Source organism: Catenulispora acidiphila DSM 44928 (assembly GCF_000024025.1).
In the GTDB taxonomy this organism is placed as follows: Bacteria; Actinomycetota; Actinomycetes; order Streptomycetales; family Catenulisporaceae; genus Catenulispora; species Catenulispora acidiphila.
This window is the reverse complement of sequence record NC_013131.1, coordinates 5,475,646-5,491,825: the sequence shown is the minus strand read 5'-3', so window position 1 is coordinate 5,491,825 and position 16,180 is coordinate 5,475,646. Positions and strand designations below refer to the sequence as shown.

Genomic DNA, 16,180 nt, shown 5'->3' with positions numbered 1-16,180 from the left:
AGCCATCCGTCACCCCGACAGGAGGGCACCGCCGCCATGTCCGCCAACCGCGCCGAGCCCAGCGAGATCACCGGCCCGAAGGGCACCCAGCTGCGCGTCATGCGCATCCTGACCCGCTCCGGGGTCCTGCGCCCGGCACGCCCGGACCGCAACCTGCGCCAACTGCTGAGCCTGGCGCGCTGGGGAGCCACCGTCGCCGGCGGCTACCGCGCCGCCGCCGCCCGCTCGCCGCACCGCGTCGCAGTGGTCGACGAACGGCGCTCGGTGACCTACCGCGAGGTGCACCGCCGCGCCGTCCGGCTGGCCAACGGCCTGGAGAAGCTCGGCGCCGCGCCGGGCAGCCGGGTGGCGGTGCTGTGCCGGAACCACGCCTGGTTCGTCGAGGCCGTGGTCGCCGCCGCCGAACTCGGCGCGGACGTGGTCCTGGTCAACACCGGCCTGACCGTGCGCGCCACCGCCGAGGTGCTGCGCGCGCACGAACCGGCCGCGATCATCGCCGACGCCGAGTTCGCCGACCACGTCGCCGCCGCCCGGCTCGGCGTGCCGTTCCTGGTCGCCTGGCCGGAGTCCACCGGTCCGGGCAGCGGCCGCCCCTTCGAGCCGGCCGCGCACCGCAGGGTGGCGACCGCCACGGTGGACGACGTCATCGCCACCGCCCCGGACGCCAAGCGCCGCCCGCCGGAGCGCGCGGGCCGTCTCATCGTCCTGACGTCCGGCACCACCAGCGCGCCCAAAGGCGCCTACCGCGCCAACCCGCCGGGGTTGTCCGCGGCGGCGAGCCTGATCTCCCGAATACCGCTGCGCGCCTGCGAATCAGTGCTCGTCGCCACCCCGCTGTTCCACATGTGGGGTCTGGCCGGGTTGCAGATCAGCATGGCGCTTCGCAACACCCTGGTTCTGCAACGCCGCTTCGAGCCCAAGGCCGCGCTGCAGGCGATTGAGGAGAGGCGCTGCGCGGTCGTGTTCGGCGTCCCGGTGGTCCTGCAGCGGATCATGGAGCTGCCGCCGGAGTTGCGCGACTCCTACGACGCCTCGTCGCTGCGGGTCGTGGCGACCTCCGGCTCGGCGATCCCGACGCCGGTGGTCACCGCGTTCATGGACGTCTTCGGTGACGTCCTCTACAACTTCTACGGCTCCACCGAGGTCTCCTGGGCCGCGATCGCCGAACCGGCGGACCTGCGCATCGCCCCGAACACCGCCGGCCGCCCGCCGATGGACTCCCGGCTGAAGGTGCTCGACGAGCGCGGCGAGGTGGTGCCCCGCGGCGTCACCGGCCGGATCTTCGTCTGGAACACCCTGCTGTTCGAGGGCTACACCAGCGGCGGCACCAAGGAGCACCGCTCGGGCTACATGGCCACCAACGACCGCGGCCACCTGGACTCCTCCGGCCGGCTGTTCGTCCACGGCCGCGACGCCGACATGATCGTGTGCGCCGGCGAGCAGCTGTTCCCGCGCGACGTGGAGGACCTGCTGGCCTCGGTGAAGGACATCCGCGAGGCCGCGGTGGTCGGCGTGCCCGACGCCGACGAGGGCCAGCGCTTCGCCGCCTACGTCGTGGTGCGCCCCGGCGCGGAGATGACCGCGCCGCAGGTGCGCGGCGTCGTGGCCCGCTACCTGCCCGGCAACGCGGTGCCGCGCGACGTCGTGTTCGTCGACGCGCTGCCCCGCAACGCGACGGGAAAGGTCGTCGTGCGCGACCTGCCGCCGTCGCTGGCTGGAGACTGACGGATACAGTCGACCGCCTCGGATCGGCGATCGGCCCGGTGCGGTGCGGTGCGGTGCGGTGACAGCTCACATCGCCGTCGCCCGCACCCCCGACCGCGCGATCCGCCCGGCAGCGGCCCGGTCCGGCGCCTGGAGCTTGGCGAGGATCGCCGATACATGGTGGTCGACGGTCTTCGCCGAGATGAACAGCTGCTCGGCGATCCGCGCGTTGGTGTGCCCGTCGGCGATGAGGCCGAGGACGTCGTGCTGGCGGCGGGTCAGGCCCAGGGGATGCTCGCGGGTGGCGGCGCGCGGGCCGGTGGGGACGGCGCGGACGCCCAGGCTGCGCAGCGTGCGGCGCGGCAGCTGCGCGGTGGCGGTGGCGCCGAGGTCGGTGAAGATGCGGTAGGCCTGGTGCAGCAGCCGCTCCTCTCCCGAGTCGAGCAGCGCCAGGCCGGCGTCGTACGGGCAGCCCAGCTCGGCCCACATCGCCGCCGCCTTCTCCGCATCGCCGTCGAGCATGTGCTGATAGGGCTCGGCGATCACGCCCGGGACCGAGCGCTGCGAACCGGTGCGCCGCAGCCAGACCGCGACCGCTCCGCGTTCGGTGGCGCTGCACACCGTACCCGGGCCGATCGCTGATTCCGCCGCCTTGCGGGCCTGGGCGGCATCGCCGGCGAGCCAGTGGGCCTCGGCCCGTGCCAGGCGGGACTTGATCAGGTAGGGCGGTTTGCCCTCGGCGTCGGAGGTCGCGGCGGCCTCGTCCAGATACGGCCAGAAGCCCGCGGTGCCGCGCCGGGCCATGATCGTGCCGAGCCGGACCAGGGCGCAGTGGCGGTCCATCGGCCACGGGCCGGCCTCCCTGAGGACCTGCTCGGCCAGGGCCACGGCCTCCTCCCAGCGGCCGGTGCGTTCGTACACGTGCATCTGGCTGCTGTGCAGCGAGATGTTGTGGTACGTCATGTCGTGCTCGTCGCAGTACGCGATTCCCTCGGCCAGGAAACGCTCGGCGTCGGCGAACCGGAGCCGGTTCTCGCTGATGTTGCCCAGGGCGATGAAGGCGCGGGCCGTCTGGTCGTGGTGCCGGCCGGCCAGGGCGATCTTCAGGGCGTGGTGCATCAGGTCCGACCACTCCCGTCCCAGCTTGGCGCTGGCGGCCGCCTCGGTGCTCAACGCCAGGCTCAGCTCGGCGGTGGCGTCGAAGTGGGCGGCCAGGTCCCGCGCCCGACGGGCCAGGACGATCGTGTTCTCGTAGTCCGCGCACAGAAGGCGCTGCTGTGCCAGCGCCGCATAGGCTCCGGCGAGCTCGACGGTGGGCCCGAGCGGTTCGAGGACGACGAGCGCGGCCCGCATCCAGGCGGCGGCTTCCTGGCTGCGGCTCAGACTCCATGTGATGCCCGACAGCCGGGCCAGCGCCTCGCCCTCGCCGAGCCGGTCGCCGATCTCGCGCCGTAGCGCCAGAGCTTGCCGTGCGGCAGCCTCGGCTTCCGGGCAGCGGTCGAGCAGCACGAGTTCGTCGGCGAGCTTTTCGTTCAGGTCCGCGCGTTCGGCAGGTTCGGCGCGGTCGGCGAACCGGAGCGCGCGGGCGAACTGAGCGGCCGCTTCGGGCCGCGCACCGAGCCGGCTGGCGTGCCGGGCCGCCGCCGGGGCGTGGCGCAGCACCGCGACGGCATCGCCCGCCCCCTCGGCGTGGTAGGCCAGCCGGGCCTGGTCGTCGCAGCCCTGCGTGGACAGCGCCTCCAGCGCCCGCCGGTGGGTTAGCAGACAGCGATGCGCGGGCACCGCCTCGGCGACGGCGAGCCGCGCGATCTCATGGCGGAAGCACAGCCACATCCCGTCGGCGACCAGCAGTCCGGACGCCAGCAGCCCGTCGAGCCCGGCGGTGTCGCTCAGCGCTGCCAGCAGCGGCAGCTCGACTTTGGCGCCGAGCAGTGCCGCGGTCTCCAGGGCGCCGCGGGCGGAGGCGTCCAGGCGGGCGGCCCGGGCCAGGGCCACGTCGCGCGCCGACGCCGGCACGCCTTGGGTCTGCGCCTGCAGCAGTTCCGTGACATAGAACGGGTTGCCCGCGGTCAGCCGGAACACGGCGTCCGGCGCGAATCCGCTGCCCTCGGCGAGGATCCGGACCGCGTCCGCAGACAGGGGCGTGAGGCCGATCCGGCGCGTCGAGGGCTGCGCGGCCAGATCGCCCAGCGCGACCCGGAGCGCGTCGCCGCCGGCCTCGTCGTCGCGGTAGGTGACGATCACCGCCGCCGCCGCGTCCCGCAGGCGGCGGCCCAGGAACCGCAGCAGGTCCAGGGTGGCCTCGTCGGCCCAGTGCACGTCCTCGACCACCACCACGTCGGGGACCCCGGCCGATCCCAGCTCCCGCACCAGCGCGCGGAAGAGGTCCTCGCGCTCGCCGCCGGCCGCGCAGCGCTCCGCCAGCGCGCCGCCAAGCTGCCCGGCCACGTCGAACAACGGACCCAGCGGCTGCGGGATGAACAACCCGTCGCAAGAGCTCCACGACCACCGCGCGGCGGTCACCTCCCGCCGTGCCGCCGCCAGCAGCGCCGATTTCCCCACCCCGGCCTCGCCCGAGACCAGGATCAGACGCCCGGCGCCCTGTGCCGCCTCCTGTACGTACCGGACCAGTTCAGCTAACTGGGAGTCCCGCTCCACCAGTGGCACGCCCGCAGAAACCTCGCCCACGCGTCTCCCCCTTGTCGTGTGGACCTCTCACGGTACCAAGAGCCCTGATATCGAGGTCTGATTCGCCGACCCGGGAAGTCCCTGACGTCGCCGGGCGCGGTCTATAGGGAGTGCTCGGGCCGAATATAGGGAGCCGTTCCCGATCTGGAGCAGCCCTGACCAGCCATAACGTGAACGGCGAGCGGGCGGGGCGATGGCTGTGCGAAGCCCTCCGGCCGACCGTTCTCAGATCCCTGACAGAGAGGAACGACGACATGAACGTGTCTCGCCGCAAGCTCGGCCTGGTGGCGTCGGTGGCGACCCTGGCCGCCGCCGTGGTCTCCGGCGGCGGAGCGGTGGCTCAGGCCTCCTCGGCCTCCGCCGGCCACATCAAGCCCTTCGCGGGCGTCTTCAACCCGATCCAGAACGTCGGCAACAGCATGTGCCTGCAGCCGGTGAACCCGGTGGTGAACTCCCCGGTCGTGCAGGAGCCCTGCGACGGCAGCGCCATGCAGGGCTGGCAGTACATCAGCGACAGCCACGGTGGCTACGACTTCCTCAACCAGGCGAGCGGCGCGTGCCTGAACGCCTTCATCACGGCGGAGAACGGCGCCCCGTTCGGGCTGAGCTCCTGCCGCTCGGTCAGCAACGAGCTGTTCAACACCGCCTCGCTGCCCAACGTGACGTCCGTGGAGTCGAAGATCGGCTGGCGCAACACCGGGTACTGCATGGACGTGCCGGGAGCCTCCAAGCAGGCCGGCCTGCAGATACAGCTGTGGGGCTGCAACGGGACCCTCGCGCAGCGCTGGGTCATCGGCTTCGCGTGAGGAGTGCCGGCACAGCCGCGCAAGTGATCACCGGTTGAAAGCGCGGGTTCGGGACTGCCGGGGGGACGGCCCGAACCCGCGTGCTCCGGCATGGCCGAGGCCTACAGAGCGCTGCCACCGTGCTCGCCGGTGCGCACCCGCACCACGTCCTCGACCGGCGTCACCCACACCTTGCCGTCGCCGATCTTGCCGGTGGTGGCGGCCTTGACGATCACGTTCACCAAGTCGTCGGTGTCCTCGTCCTCGCACAGCACCTCGATGCGGACCTTCGGGACCAGGTCGACGGTGTACTCCGCGCCGCGGTAGACCTCGGTGTGGCCGCGCTGCCGGCCGGAGCCGCTGACCTCGGTGATCGTGATGCCGTGGACGCCGAAGCTGCGCAGGGCGTTCTTCACCTCGTCGAGCTTGAACGGCTTGATGACCGCGGTGATCAGCTTCATGTGCTCACACTCTCCCCACCCTGGACCGGCTGCTTGGCCGCGTGCTCATCATGGTCGGTCAGGGCGGTGCGCAGCGAACCGGCCAGCCGTCCCCAGTCGTAGGCGGTCTCGGAGTGCTCGGCGCCGTCGATGCCCTCGACCTCCGCCTCGGCCGAGATCCGCAGGCCGATGGTCTTGTGCACGGCGAAGCCCAGGAGCAGCGAGAGCACGAAGGAGTACAGGAAGACGATGCCGGCGCCCTCGGCCTGCCGGCCCAACTGCGTGAAGCCGCCGCCGTAGAACAGGCCGGCCCTCGCGCCGTTGATGAACCCGCCGGCCATCTCCTTGGTGGCGAACAGACCGATCAGCAGCACGCCCACGATGCCGCCGACCAGGTGCACGCCGACCACGTCCAGGGAGTCGTCGAAGCCGAACCGGTGCTTGAGGTTCACCGCGTAGCAGCACACGAATCCGGCGATCAGCCCGACGAACAGCGCGCCCAGCGGCGACACCGAGGCGCAGGAACCGGTGATGGCCACCAGACCGGCGATCGCGCCGGAGGCCGCGCCCAGCGAGGTGAACGTGCCGTGCTGGATCTTCTCGGCGATCAGCCAGCCGACCATCGCGGTGCAGCCGGCGATCTGGGTGTTGACGAACACCATCGAGGCCTGGCCGTTGGCCGCCAGCGCGGAGCCGGCGTTGAACCCGAACCAGCCGAACCACAGCAGCCCGGCGCCGAGCATCACCAGCGGCACGTTGTGTGGGCGCATCGGATCGCGCCGGTAGCCGATCCGCTTGCCCAGGACCAGGGCCATCGCCAGACCCGCGGCGCCGGAGTTGATCTCCACGGCGGTGCCGCCGGCGAAGTCCATGACGTGCAGCTTCCAGAAGATGAAGCCGTTGGGGGAGAACACCCAGTGCGCGACCGGGAAGTAGACGATCGTGACCCAGGCGGCCACGTAGACGGTCCAGCCGACGAACTTCGTCCGGTCGGCGATCGCCCCGGATATCAGCGCCGGGGTGATGATCGCGAACATCAGCTGGAAGCACACGACGGCGATGGTCGGCACCCCGGTCGTGCCGAACAGCGAGCCGCCGCCCGCCGCGCCGCCGCCGGGGGAGGTGCCGAAGCCCATCCCGATGTCGTGCAGCGCCCACTGGTGCAGACCGCCCCACAAACCGTTGCCGCCGCCCTTGCCGGCGCCGACGTTGCCGAAGGCGACCGACCAGCCGTACAGAACCCACGCCACGGTGACGACCGCGATGGCTATGAAGTTCATCATGAGCATGTTCAAAACGCTCTTCGCGCGGACCATGCCGCCGTAGAAGAACGCCAGAGCCGGCGTCATGAGCAGCACCATTGCCGAACTCGCGAGCACCCAAGCGGTGTCCCCGCTGTTGAACGCCGATGGCATCGTCACCCCCGCCTCGAACCGGGCTCGCCGCCGGTCCGAGCGCCCCGGCGAAGAGATGTCGCTCAGGAGATTCGCGGCGCGCCGTTTCCGGCGGCGCCATCGCGTGTTTCCGACAGATGACAGTTCGCGGTGGCGTGTTACAGCTAGGTGAACTTGTTTCGACAGATGAGATCTGGGGCGGCGTTCGTCGTGGCTTCAAGCAGCCGCGGTCCACGTTCCATGATCGGAGTGGTTGCGGGTCGTGAGGATCCGTTTACAGGGCCGTAAGAATTCGCAACCGGTACATATCCCTCGGTTGCGAGGGCGGGCAGACTCGGCTGCCCGTCACGCCTTGTGTCTTCGCGGAAGCGCCCTGTTATTCTTGATCTATTAAACCGGATGGCGCGCCCGCCAGGCGCGCGCCATCCGGCCGCTCTCCAAATGCCCGCGCCGGACCCTGCCTACCCCCGTCGTCGCCGAATCTCTACCTTCGAGCGCGTCACCAGCACCGCACCGATCCCGGCTAGCATCGGAACGATCACGATCGTGCCGAGCAGGAACCACCAGGGGACTGCGAGGTAACTCTGGGCGTGGACGCCGCGGTCCGCCCGGCCCTCCAGCGCCGACTGCACGAAGCTGTGCGACCGTGCCTCGACCACCGCCACCGCCGGGACCAGACCGGTCGCCGAGCCCAACACCGCGCCCATCGCGGCGGTGATCGAGGCCTGCGAGCCGGCCAGGGTGCGCCGCACGCGCGGGCGCGCGCCGACCGCGGCCAGCGTCTCCAGGTCGGCTTGGCCGTCGGTGATGGCCAGACCGGTGGAGATCGCCGCGGCGCCGAGCGTGACGAACGCGGCGACGGCGGCCAGCGCCAGCATGGTGGTGTCGTTGCCGCCCTGGTAGCCGCGCTCGACCTTCAGCAGCGCGGTGGTGCCCAGAGCCTCGGCGGCGGCGTTCGCGCGCTCTTCTTCGGCCTTGGTCGGCATGCGCGTGGTGTCGAACAGGATCATCGACGGCATGTACTTCATGCCGTAGCCGGCCGCCGCCGACGCCGGAATCAGAGCTCTGACACCGTTGACCGCACTGCCGTCCTTGGTCTTGGCCACCGCCGCCGGCAGGGTCAGCGGCTTCGGCGCCGGTCCGCTGCAGAAGGGCGCGAACTGGTCGCGGACGACGTCCGGCACGCTGTCGTCCGACGGCGGGCAGTTGCGCTGCAGGGCGATGGTCGAGACGCCGTCGCCGGTGAGGTCGTACGGGCTGAACACCACCATGCCGCCCGCGGCGAGCACCTTCTCAGCCTGCGGATCGACGGTTCCGGTGAGCGCGCGCAGCGTCGCGGCGTCCCCGGGCACGACCTGCCCGCCGCTGAACGCCGCCACGCAGCGCGGATCGGCCTGGATCATCGACTCGCTGTCCTGGCCCGAGGGGAAGGTGATCGCGCCGTCTCCGTTGCCGAAGAAGGGGCAGTCGTTCGCCACGGTGCGCTTGACGACGATGTTCAGCGGCAGGAAGCCGGTGTAGTCCTGCGTCGGGATCACCGCGGCGGAGCGGACCGGCAGCGTGGCGCTGATCGCGGCGATCGCCTTGGCGGTGTCGATCGGCTTGCCGGCGGCTCCGGCGGCTCCGGCGGCTCCGGCGGCTCCGGCGGGTCCGTTCGGGCTGTTCGGGTCGGTCGGGTCGCTGGAGGACAACGCGAACTGGCTGCCTTGGTCGCTCAGGCCTCCCTGCCCCGTCTGGCCCGTCTGGCCCGCCTGCCTGCCGAACATCAGCGCCACCTGCCCGGGACGCAGAGTGCTGTGATACTGCGCGCGGTCGCGGGCGTCGTTGGTGGCCAGCAGCGTCGCCACGGCGGTCGAGCCGGCGACGGCGGCCAGGATCGCCGCGACGGCCGGCGCGGTGCGACCCCGGTTGCGGGCACTGTCGCGCAGCGCCATCCGCCCGGTCAGCGGCAGCATCCGCCCCAGTTTGCCGGTCAGCGCGACCAGCAGCGGCGTGCACGCCACCACGCCGAGTTCGCACACGGCGATTCCCGCGACCAGCGGTACGGTGTGGATCCCGGGCTGGTAGACGGCGTAACCGGTCGCGGCCATCCCGGCGCCGAGGATCAGCACGCCGAACACCGCGAGCTTCCACGGCACGCCGCGCGCCCCGCGCCGGCCACCCGTCAGCGCCTGCAACACCGACTGCCGCCCGGTGATGACGGCCGGGATCAGCGCCGCGATCAGCCCGGTCGCCACGCCGATCAGCGCCGCCCCGGCCAGATCGCCCGGCGCGATCCGGAACGCCCCCGGCTCGCGGTGTGTGAGACTCACAGCCTCCGGCAGCGCCAGCCGCCCCAACCCGATCCCGGCCAGCGCCCCGACGACCCCGCCGACGGCACCCAGCACCAGCCCGTCGGCCAGCACCACCGCCCGCACCATCCGCTGATCGGCGCCGGCGGCACCCATCAGCCCGAAGTCCCGCCGCCGCTTGCGCGCCCCCACCGCGAACGCCGGCCCGGCCAGCAGCACGACCTCCAGCAGCGCCATGACGACGCCGAGCGCCCCCACCGCGACCAGCGCCTGCGTCAGCCGGCTGCTGCCCACCGACGCCGCGGTGTAGTGCCGCATCAGCGGGACCGCGGAATCCGGCGGCGGGTTCTCGGCGACCAGCAGCGACTCGGCGGAGTACCCGCTCTGATTCAGCTTCTGCACCTGCGCCCAGTCGAGCCCGCCGGGCACCTGCGCGAGCCACTGCGACGGACCTGGATCGCCCGGCGCGCTGGGCAGCGTGCCGGGATAGGCGACGAGGCGGTCGGCGTCCAGGTGCGTGGGGTCGTCGTACTCGCCGACGATGGTCAGCTGATGCTCCGGCAGCCGACCGTCAGACCCGGGCTGCTCCCCGGCACTGAGAAACTCGGCACTCACCTGGTCGCCGACGTGCTTGTTCAGCTCGGAGAGCATCGAGGTGGACAGCGTCACCTCGCCCTTGGCGCTTGGCGCGCGCCCGGCCTTCTTCACATAGAGCCCATCGAGCAGCGGGCTGGCCAGATCCCGCTCAGCGCCCTGCACCGAATAAGCACCCTGCGGCGAACTGATCCGCAACTCCTGCGGCGCCGGCATCGGGATGACCCGCGACCCCGGCGGCAGCGCCCCATCGTCCACCGGCGAAGCGATCTGCGCGCCCTGCAACGCCCCCGCGAGCATCCCGGCCGCCTGCGGAGGCACCGGCACGGACCCGTCCGGCATCTGCTCGATCGGCACCGGCGCCACAAACGACACCAGCGCATCGGACCGCCCGATGTCCCGCCGCACCTGCTCCACCGTGGTCAACTTGGTGGTGTGGTACAGCGTGTCAGCCGCACTCGCCCCCGCCACGGGCAACGCCAACATGGCCGCCACCAGTGCCGACCGCCCCTTGTGACGCACCGCCTCGCGACGTGCGATACGCACGGCGACCTTCCAGATCATGACGTCCATGACTACCGGCTATGTTCGAGGCCTGCATCGTGCGGAATGCGTAGATCGTTTGGGTCCGCCACCCGAAAGCGGCAGCTGGCTACCCCGACCCCCAAGGCACTTCCGGCGACTTGTAGTAAGCGATCCCCAGCTTGTCCCACAGGGGAGCCTGCGCTGCCAGCCTCTTCGAGAATCGCTGCCAGTCGTGGGTGTTCGGTGCCGACCAACCGATTTCGGCGATGGCGGGGAGGCGGGGGTAGGCGAGGGTTTCGGCGTCGGCGAGGTTCTTCACGGTCTCGCTCCACAGCGGTGCCTCGACGCCGAGTACCGCCGAGGGCGCGATGCCGGGCAGGACGGTCACCGGATCCCAGTCGTAGGCCTTCGACACCGGCACGTAGCCGGCCCAGTGCAGGCCGACGCGGAATCCGGCGACCGGCTGCTGGTCCAGGTAGGCGTGGTTGCCCGGCGCCATGATGAGCTTGGTGCCCTTGGCGGCGGCCTGGAGGACGTAGGGCTGCGGCTGCGCGGTGTTCCAGTACTCCAGCACCGTCTGCGGCAGCAGGGTTGCGGTACCGGCTTCGGCCCAGGCGATCGGCGTGCGATCGTGCCCTGCCACGAGATTCTGTGTCTTCGCGACGAAGGCGTTGTACTGCGTCAGGCTCAGTGCCTGCGCCTCGTCGCCGCCCATGTGCAGGTAGGTCGCGCCGGGGGTGGCGTCGGCGGCGGCTTTGGTCGCTGTATCGACAAATCTGTATGTTGATTCGCTCGACGTGCACAGCGAGTCGTACGCCGGCGATACGCTCGTCACCGGACCGTGGTGCCGACCGTCGCACGCCAGCGAAGGGTAGGCGTACACCGCAGCGCCGACGTGCCCCGGCATGTCGATCTCCGGAATCACGGTCATGTAGCGCGACGCCGCGTAATCGACGATCTCCTTCAGATCAGCCGCCGAATACGACCCGCCGACGCCGCCGCCGACCTGCGTCGCCGCGCCCACCGACGTCAGCTTCGGCCACCCCGGCACGGCGAACCGCCAGCCCTGGTCGTCGGTCAGGTGCAGGTGGAACTCGTTGACCTTGTACAACGCGGCGGCGTCGATATAAGCCTTCACGTCCGCGACGCTGTAGAAGTGCCGCGCCACATCCAACATCACGCCGCGATAAGCGAATCGCGGGTGGTCGGTGATCGTCCCGTCCTGGAGCTTGGCGCCGACAAGCAGCTGCCGCACGGTCTGCACACCATGGAAGAGCCCTGCGTCAGTAGCCGCCGTGAGCTTGACCGAGCTCGGACCGATCACCAGCGTGTAGCCCTCGGTGCCCAGCGACGGATCGCCGCCGCTGGGCTGCAGCACAAGCTGGATCGCCGCATCAGGGCTTTGCGATACAGCCGGCGCCAGCCCGGTCTGCTGCTTGAGATACGCGGCGAGGTCGGCGGCGACCGGCTCGGCGCCGGACGAGGCGTGGATCGCGGTGGCACTCGTCAGGGTGAACGTCCCGGCAGCCGCCGTGATGCCGGCCGGCTCGGGAACGACCCGCTCCAGCGCGGCCGGATCTGCCGGCGACAAGGGGACTGACGGCGCGGAACTACTGCCGTTCGTGCTGGCAGGCGGGACGGAACTCTTCGTCCCGCTGCTCCCGCCGCCGCACGCGGCCAGAGCAAGGAGGGCGGCGCAGGTGCTGAGAGCCGCTGCGGTCCGCGGCATGGGGGGTCGGCCGGTCACCTGGCGAGGGTAGACCACCGGCGGGTTGCCTTGTGACCGGTTGCGGTTGCGGTCGCGGCGAGCCATCCGAGCGCGAGGCACGCCACGATCGCAGCGATCGTGAACATCCACGCGGCACCGGAGGCGACCAGCAGCCCGCCCGCAGCAGTCCCGATACCGATGCCGACATAGATCGCCGAGGCGTTCAGCGCCATAAGCAGCGGGGCTTCGCTCGGCGCGGCGCTGAACAACCGATGCTGCTGCGGCGGAGTCTGACACCACGTAGAGGCGCCCCATGTGATCGCGAGCACCGCGACGAGCGCCGGAGCGTGCACCTTGGCCACCGCGAGCACCGCGAAAGTCGCCAACGTCATCGCCATCAGCGCGTATCCGACCACGAGGACCCGCGTCGGCCCGAGACGATCCGCAGCGATACCGGCAGCCAGGTTGCCGAGGATCGCCCCCGCGCCGTACGCCGCAAGGATCCATGCCGTCGCGCCATCGGCGATGCCCAGCGCGTGCAGCGCCGGAATGGCATAGGCGTAGACGGTGTACGCAGCCGCCATGCCCAGAACGGTCAACGGCAGCACGCTCGCGACCCCGGGCCGCCGCAGCGCAGCCAACCGCGCCGCGAGCGGAACCGGCGCCGAGCCGGGCAGCGTCGGCATCAGGACGGCCGCGGCGATCGCAGTGAGCAGACAGAGCGCTGCGACGAGCCCGAGCGCCGCGCGCCAGCCCATCACCGCGCCGGCCGCATCCCCGAGCGGCACGCCGAGCGCCGTCGCCACCGTCAACCCGCCGACCACGACCGCCAGCGCCCGCCCGCGCATCTCGGGCCGCACGAGCGCAGCCGTCACCGCCCCGGCGGTCGGCGTGTACCCCGCCGCTCCCGCCGCCGCGAGAACCCGAGCGGCGAGCAGCAGCGGCAGGTTCGGCGCGAGCGCGGACGCCGCATTGGCAGCGGCCAGCACGATCAGCGCCGCGACCAGCAGCAGACGGCGCGGGAAGCGCGCGGTGAGCGTCGCGACCACCGGCGAGGCGACCGCGTAGGCGGCGGCGAAGACGGTCACCGCCTGCCCCGCGCTCGCGGTGGAGGTGTGCAAGGAGGCTGCGACGTCAGGAAGGAAACCGGCCAGGACGAAGGCATCGGTGCCCACCGCGAACGTGCCGAGCGCGAGGACGAGCGTGCGACCAAGCCCGCCGTCACCGCCTCCTCCCGAGGAAGCGATAGAGGCACTGGAGTCCTCGGCCGATCGTATCGAGACACTAGACATCCTGAATTACCTTTCGCAAGAGCCCGGCCGGCGACGACCGACCGGGCGCGTTCAGTGGCTAGTGATGCCTGACTGATGCCTGACAGATGCCTGTCGGCTAGAGCGTGATGTCCTGATAGAAGCGCCGCACCCGAGCCGGCGCGCCACCAGAGGCGAGCCCCATGACATCGGCGACGGTCTGCGCAGCCAACTCCCGCCGCCACGCCATCTCAGCGCGCCGCATGGCCTTCGCGATACCGCAGGGCTCACCGAACTCGTCAGCCTCAGCCAACGCCCCCGCCCCCTGCTTCCGGATCTCGGTGCACCGGAACGCCTCCTCCCGCCCCTCAACCGCAGCCACGACATCCATCAGCGTGATCTCCTCCGGCCGCCGCGCCAGCGCATACCCACCCCGAGCACCGGGAGAGGAGGCGAGAATCCCAGCCCGCACCAACGGCTGCAACCGCTTCTTCAGGTACTCCGGCGGCAGCTCGAAGATCTCCGCCAACCGCCCCGTCGCCACCGGCGTGTGCTCCTCCAACCAAGCCAGCGCCAGCAGGCAGTGCAACCCCCATTCGACGCCCTCGCCCATCTGCATAACCGGGATACTACACATCTCGATTAGCGAGCGCAGCGCGAGGCGCTGCTGCCTTCTTCGAGCTCCTGGCCCAGCCGCCCGCCAAGCCGGAGAATGGCAGCGTGTCCCTCGATGTCGCGCCGCCCGCACACCGCACCATGCCGCCGACGCCGCCCGCGACAGCGCCGCATCTGACGCGGGACCAGCTGCTGGATCGGTTCAACCAGGCAGTGCGCCAGCCGGCACGGTTCGGGGGCGTGGCGGAGCTGGGACGGCTGCTCGACCAGCTGGCGGCAGCCGAGGACCGGGGCGAGCCGAAGATGTGGATACCGGACACCAACGCGCGATTGAACCCCTCGGGCTTCTTCCGGGAGTTCTTCGGCGATCCGGAGATCCATGTAGTCGCTTCGCAACACGGCGAGGACGCCTTCCGTCGGGGTGGCTGTGCCTGGACCGGACACTGGACGGCCCGGAGTTCAGCCGCCTGGTTGACAGCGTGGTGTCCTGGTCGGCTGCCGATCACAACCTCGACGACGTCATCGCCGAATACGGACCTGCCTCGATAACGTTCGGCGACCCGCACGCGCGATCCGCGAAGACCCTGGCTTACGCCACCGACGACCGCCAGGCGCCCTTTGTGGCCTTCCACCTCGATGCGACCGAATCCGTCGCAGCGCTTCTTGCCGTCCGCCTGAACGATGACTTCTTCAACGGTTGGCGATTCACGCCGCGCGGTATGGAGGCGTGACCGCCCGGTCCCGCCTTGCTCCGCGCCCTGCATACCGGGTACGTATATGTCATGTCCGTCAAACACTCCCTCCTAGCCGGCCTGGCCGGCGGCGAGCGCTATGGGTACCAGCTGCGGGCCGAGTTCGAGGAGCGGACTGGGGCGACGTGGCCGCTCAATATCGGGCAGGTGTACACCACGCTTGCTCGGTTGGAGCGGGATGGGTTCGTGGAGGCGGCTGGGGAGGATGTGCAGGGGCATGTCTTCTACCGGATCACTGATGCCGGGCGGGAGGAGTTGCTCGGCTGGTTCGCGCGGCCGGTGACGCGGGCGGAGCGGCCGCGCGATGAGCTGGCGGTGAAGTTGGCGCTCGCCGTCACTGTGGACGGGGTCGACGTTCCGGCGATCGTGCACGCTCAGCGCAAGCACGCGCTCGGTGCGCTGCAGGATTACACGCGGGTCAAGACGCGGCTGGCGCCTGAGGAACTGGCCGCGGGCCTGGTGCTGGAGTCGATGGTCTTCCAGTGCGAGGCGGAGATTCGGTGGCTGGATCACGTTGAGGCGCGGGTGATGCGGCACGCGCGGACGCTGCCGGCGGCAACCCGTGCGGGCTCTGCGGCGTCAGTACCTACAGAACCACCCACCGCTGCCGCCAGGGAGGGCACTGCACGATGAGCGGGGATCCGAGAACCGACCCGGTGCTGGAGCTGCGCGCCGTCACCCGCGTGCACGGCAAGGGTGCCGCCGAGGTGCACGCGCTGCGCGGTGTCGACCTGGCCGTGGCGCCGGGCGAGCTGGTGGCGGTGATGGGTCCGTCGGGGTCGGGGAAGTCCACGCTGCTCTCGCTCGCCGGCGGGCTGGACATGCCGACGACCGGCGAGGTGGTCATCGAGGGCACCACCCTGGCCTCCCAGAGCAAGGCGCAGCTCGCGGCGATCCGGCGCCGCTCGGTCGGCTACGTCTTCCAGGACTACAACCTCATCCCGGCGCTCACCGCCGCCGAGAACGTCGCCCTGCCGCGCGAGTTGGACGGCATGTCGGCCCGCAAAGCCCGGCAGGAGGCGCTGGCAGCCCTCGAAGAGGTGAACCTGCGCGCCGAAGGCGACCGTTTTCCCGATGAGATGTCCGGCGGTCAGCAGCAGCGCGTCGCGATCGCCAGGGCCCTCATCGGTGATCGTCGCCTGATCCTCACGGACGAGCCCACCGGCGCGCTGGACACCGAGACCGGCGAAGCGGTCCTGCGTCTGCTGCGAAAGCGTTGCGACGAAGGCGCCGCAGGCGTCCTGGTCACCCACGAAGCCCGCCACGCCGCCTGGGCCGACCGCATCGTCTTCATCCGCGACGGCCTCATCGTCGACGAATCCGCACCCTCCCAGCGCGCCGAGGACCTGCTGGCATCGGACGCGTGATCGCCGCCGGTCAGGACGACTCGTGACGACCGGCGGCGATCAGTGTTCGAAGCAACTCGGCAGGTCC

12 protein-coding genes are annotated in these 16,180 nt (G+C 71.1%); 5 read left to right on the top strand and 7 right to left on the bottom strand.

Going from position 1 to position 16,180, the window contains the following annotated elements:
* Positions 1-36: 36 nt before the first annotated feature.
* On the top strand, positions 37-1,725 hold the full coding sequence (locus tag CACI_RS23825; protein ID WP_015793406.1) for an AMP-binding protein: 1,689 nt from the start codon (positions 37-39) through the stop codon (positions 1,723-1,725).
* A gap of 66 nt (positions 1,726-1,791) precedes the next feature.
* Here CACI_RS23825 and CACI_RS53910 read toward each other — a convergent pair whose 3' ends face one another.
* Positions 1,792-4,392 (bottom strand): AAA family ATPase, encoded by a 2,601-nt coding sequence (locus tag CACI_RS53910; RefSeq protein ID WP_015793405.1) that lies wholly within the window; start codon positions 4,390-4,392, stop codon positions 1,792-1,794.
* A 254-nt stretch (positions 4,393-4,646) separates the two neighbouring features.
* On the opposite strand from CACI_RS53910, the gene CACI_RS23815 reads away from it, so the two are divergent.
* The gene (locus CACI_RS23815) at positions 4,647-5,198 is read left to right on the top strand and encodes an RICIN domain-containing protein (protein ID WP_015793404.1); all 552 of its coding nucleotides are present in this window, start codon (positions 4,647-4,649) and stop codon (positions 5,196-5,198) included.
* Positions 5,199-5,299: 101 nt separating this feature from the next.
* On the opposite strand, the gene CACI_RS23810 is transcribed toward CACI_RS23815, so the two are convergent.
* The 6 genes from CACI_RS23810 to CACI_RS23785 form a co-directional block, all read right to left on the bottom strand.
* Positions 5,300-5,638, bottom strand: coding sequence for a P-II family nitrogen regulator (locus tag CACI_RS23810; protein ID WP_015793403.1), 339 nt, complete (start codon positions 5,636-5,638; stop codon positions 5,300-5,302).
* The gene (locus CACI_RS23805; protein ID WP_015793402.1) at positions 5,635-7,032 is read right to left on the bottom strand and encodes an ammonium transporter; all 1,398 of its coding nucleotides are present in this window, start codon (positions 7,030-7,032) and stop codon (positions 5,635-5,637) included. Before CACI_RS23805 ends, CACI_RS23810 begins: the two co-directional genes overlap by 4 nt.
* A gap of 440 nt (positions 7,033-7,472) precedes the next feature.
* Entirely contained in the window at positions 7,473-10,469 is a 2,997-nt protein-coding gene (locus CACI_RS23800) for an FtsX-like permease family protein (RefSeq protein WP_015793401.1), read from the bottom strand.
* A 79-nt stretch (positions 10,470-10,548) separates the two neighbouring features.
* A complete protein-coding gene (locus CACI_RS23795) occupies positions 10,549-12,168 on the bottom strand; it encodes a beta-N-acetylhexosaminidase (RefSeq protein WP_190276627.1) in 1,620 nt (539 codons plus the stop codon).
* A complete protein-coding gene (locus CACI_RS23790) occupies positions 12,165-13,421 on the bottom strand; it encodes an MFS transporter (RefSeq protein ID WP_015793399.1) in 1,257 nt (418 codons plus the stop codon). The genes CACI_RS23795 and CACI_RS23790 overlap by 4 nt, the downstream gene beginning before the upstream one ends.
* A 97-nt stretch (positions 13,422-13,518) precedes the next feature.
* Positions 13,519-13,998 (bottom strand): RrF2 family transcriptional regulator, encoded by a 480-nt coding sequence (locus CACI_RS23785; RefSeq protein WP_015793398.1) that lies wholly within the window; start codon positions 13,996-13,998, stop codon positions 13,519-13,521.
* A gap of 475 nt (positions 13,999-14,473) precedes the next feature.
* Between CACI_RS23785 and CACI_RS23780 the strand changes: the two genes are divergently transcribed.
* The 3 genes from CACI_RS23780 to CACI_RS23770 are packed head-to-tail and all read left to right on the top strand — an operon-like array spanning position 14,474 to position 16,113.
* Positions 14,474-14,725, top strand: a complete 252-nt coding sequence (locus tag CACI_RS23780; RefSeq protein WP_015793397.1) for a hypothetical protein — start codon at positions 14,474-14,476, stop codon at positions 14,723-14,725.
* Positions 14,726-14,776: 51 nt separating this feature from the next.
* On the top strand, positions 14,777-15,379 hold the full coding sequence (locus CACI_RS23775; protein ID WP_015793396.1) for a PadR family transcriptional regulator: 603 nt from the start codon (positions 14,777-14,779) through the stop codon (positions 15,377-15,379).
* Complete coding sequence (locus CACI_RS23770) at positions 15,376-16,113, top strand: ABC transporter ATP-binding protein (protein WP_015793395.1); 738 nt, start codon at positions 15,376-15,378, stop codon at positions 16,111-16,113. The genes CACI_RS23775 and CACI_RS23770 overlap by 4 nt, the downstream gene beginning before the upstream one ends.
* The last annotated feature ends 67 nt before the right edge of the window (positions 16,114-16,180 follow it).

Bases quoted from the DNA above. Each gene is read 5' to 3' on its own strand.
- CACI_RS23770 (WP_015793395.1), top strand. From the start codon at position 15,376: ATGAGCGGGGATCCGAGAACCGACCCGGTGCTGGAGCTGCGCGCCGTC.
- CACI_RS23790 (WP_015793399.1), bottom strand. From the start codon at position 13,421: ATGTCTAGTGTCTCGATACGATCGGCCGAGGACTCCAGTGCCTCTATC.
- CACI_RS23815 (WP_015793404.1), top strand. From the start codon at position 4,647: ATGAACGTGTCTCGCCGCAAGCTCGGCCTGGTGGCGTCGGTGGCGACC.
- CACI_RS23825 (WP_015793406.1), top strand. From the start codon at position 37: ATGTCCGCCAACCGCGCCGAGCCCAGCGAGATCACCGGCCCGAAGGGC.
- CACI_RS23810 (WP_015793403.1), bottom strand. From the start codon at position 5,638: ATGAAGCTGATCACCGCGGTCATCAAGCCGTTCAAGCTCGACGAGGTG.
- CACI_RS23785 (WP_015793398.1), bottom strand. From the start codon at position 13,998: ATGCAGATGGGCGAGGGCGTCGAATGGGGGTTGCACTGCCTGCTGGCG.
- CACI_RS23805 (WP_015793402.1), bottom strand. From the start codon at position 7,032: ATGCCATCGGCGTTCAACAGCGGGGACACCGCTTGGGTGCTCGCGAGT.
- CACI_RS23775 (WP_015793396.1), top strand. From the start codon at position 14,777: ATGTCCGTCAAACACTCCCTCCTAGCCGGCCTGGCCGGCGGCGAGCGC.
- CACI_RS23800 (WP_015793401.1), bottom strand. From the start codon at position 10,469: ATGGACGTCATGATCTGGAAGGTCGCCGTGCGTATCGCACGTCGCGAG.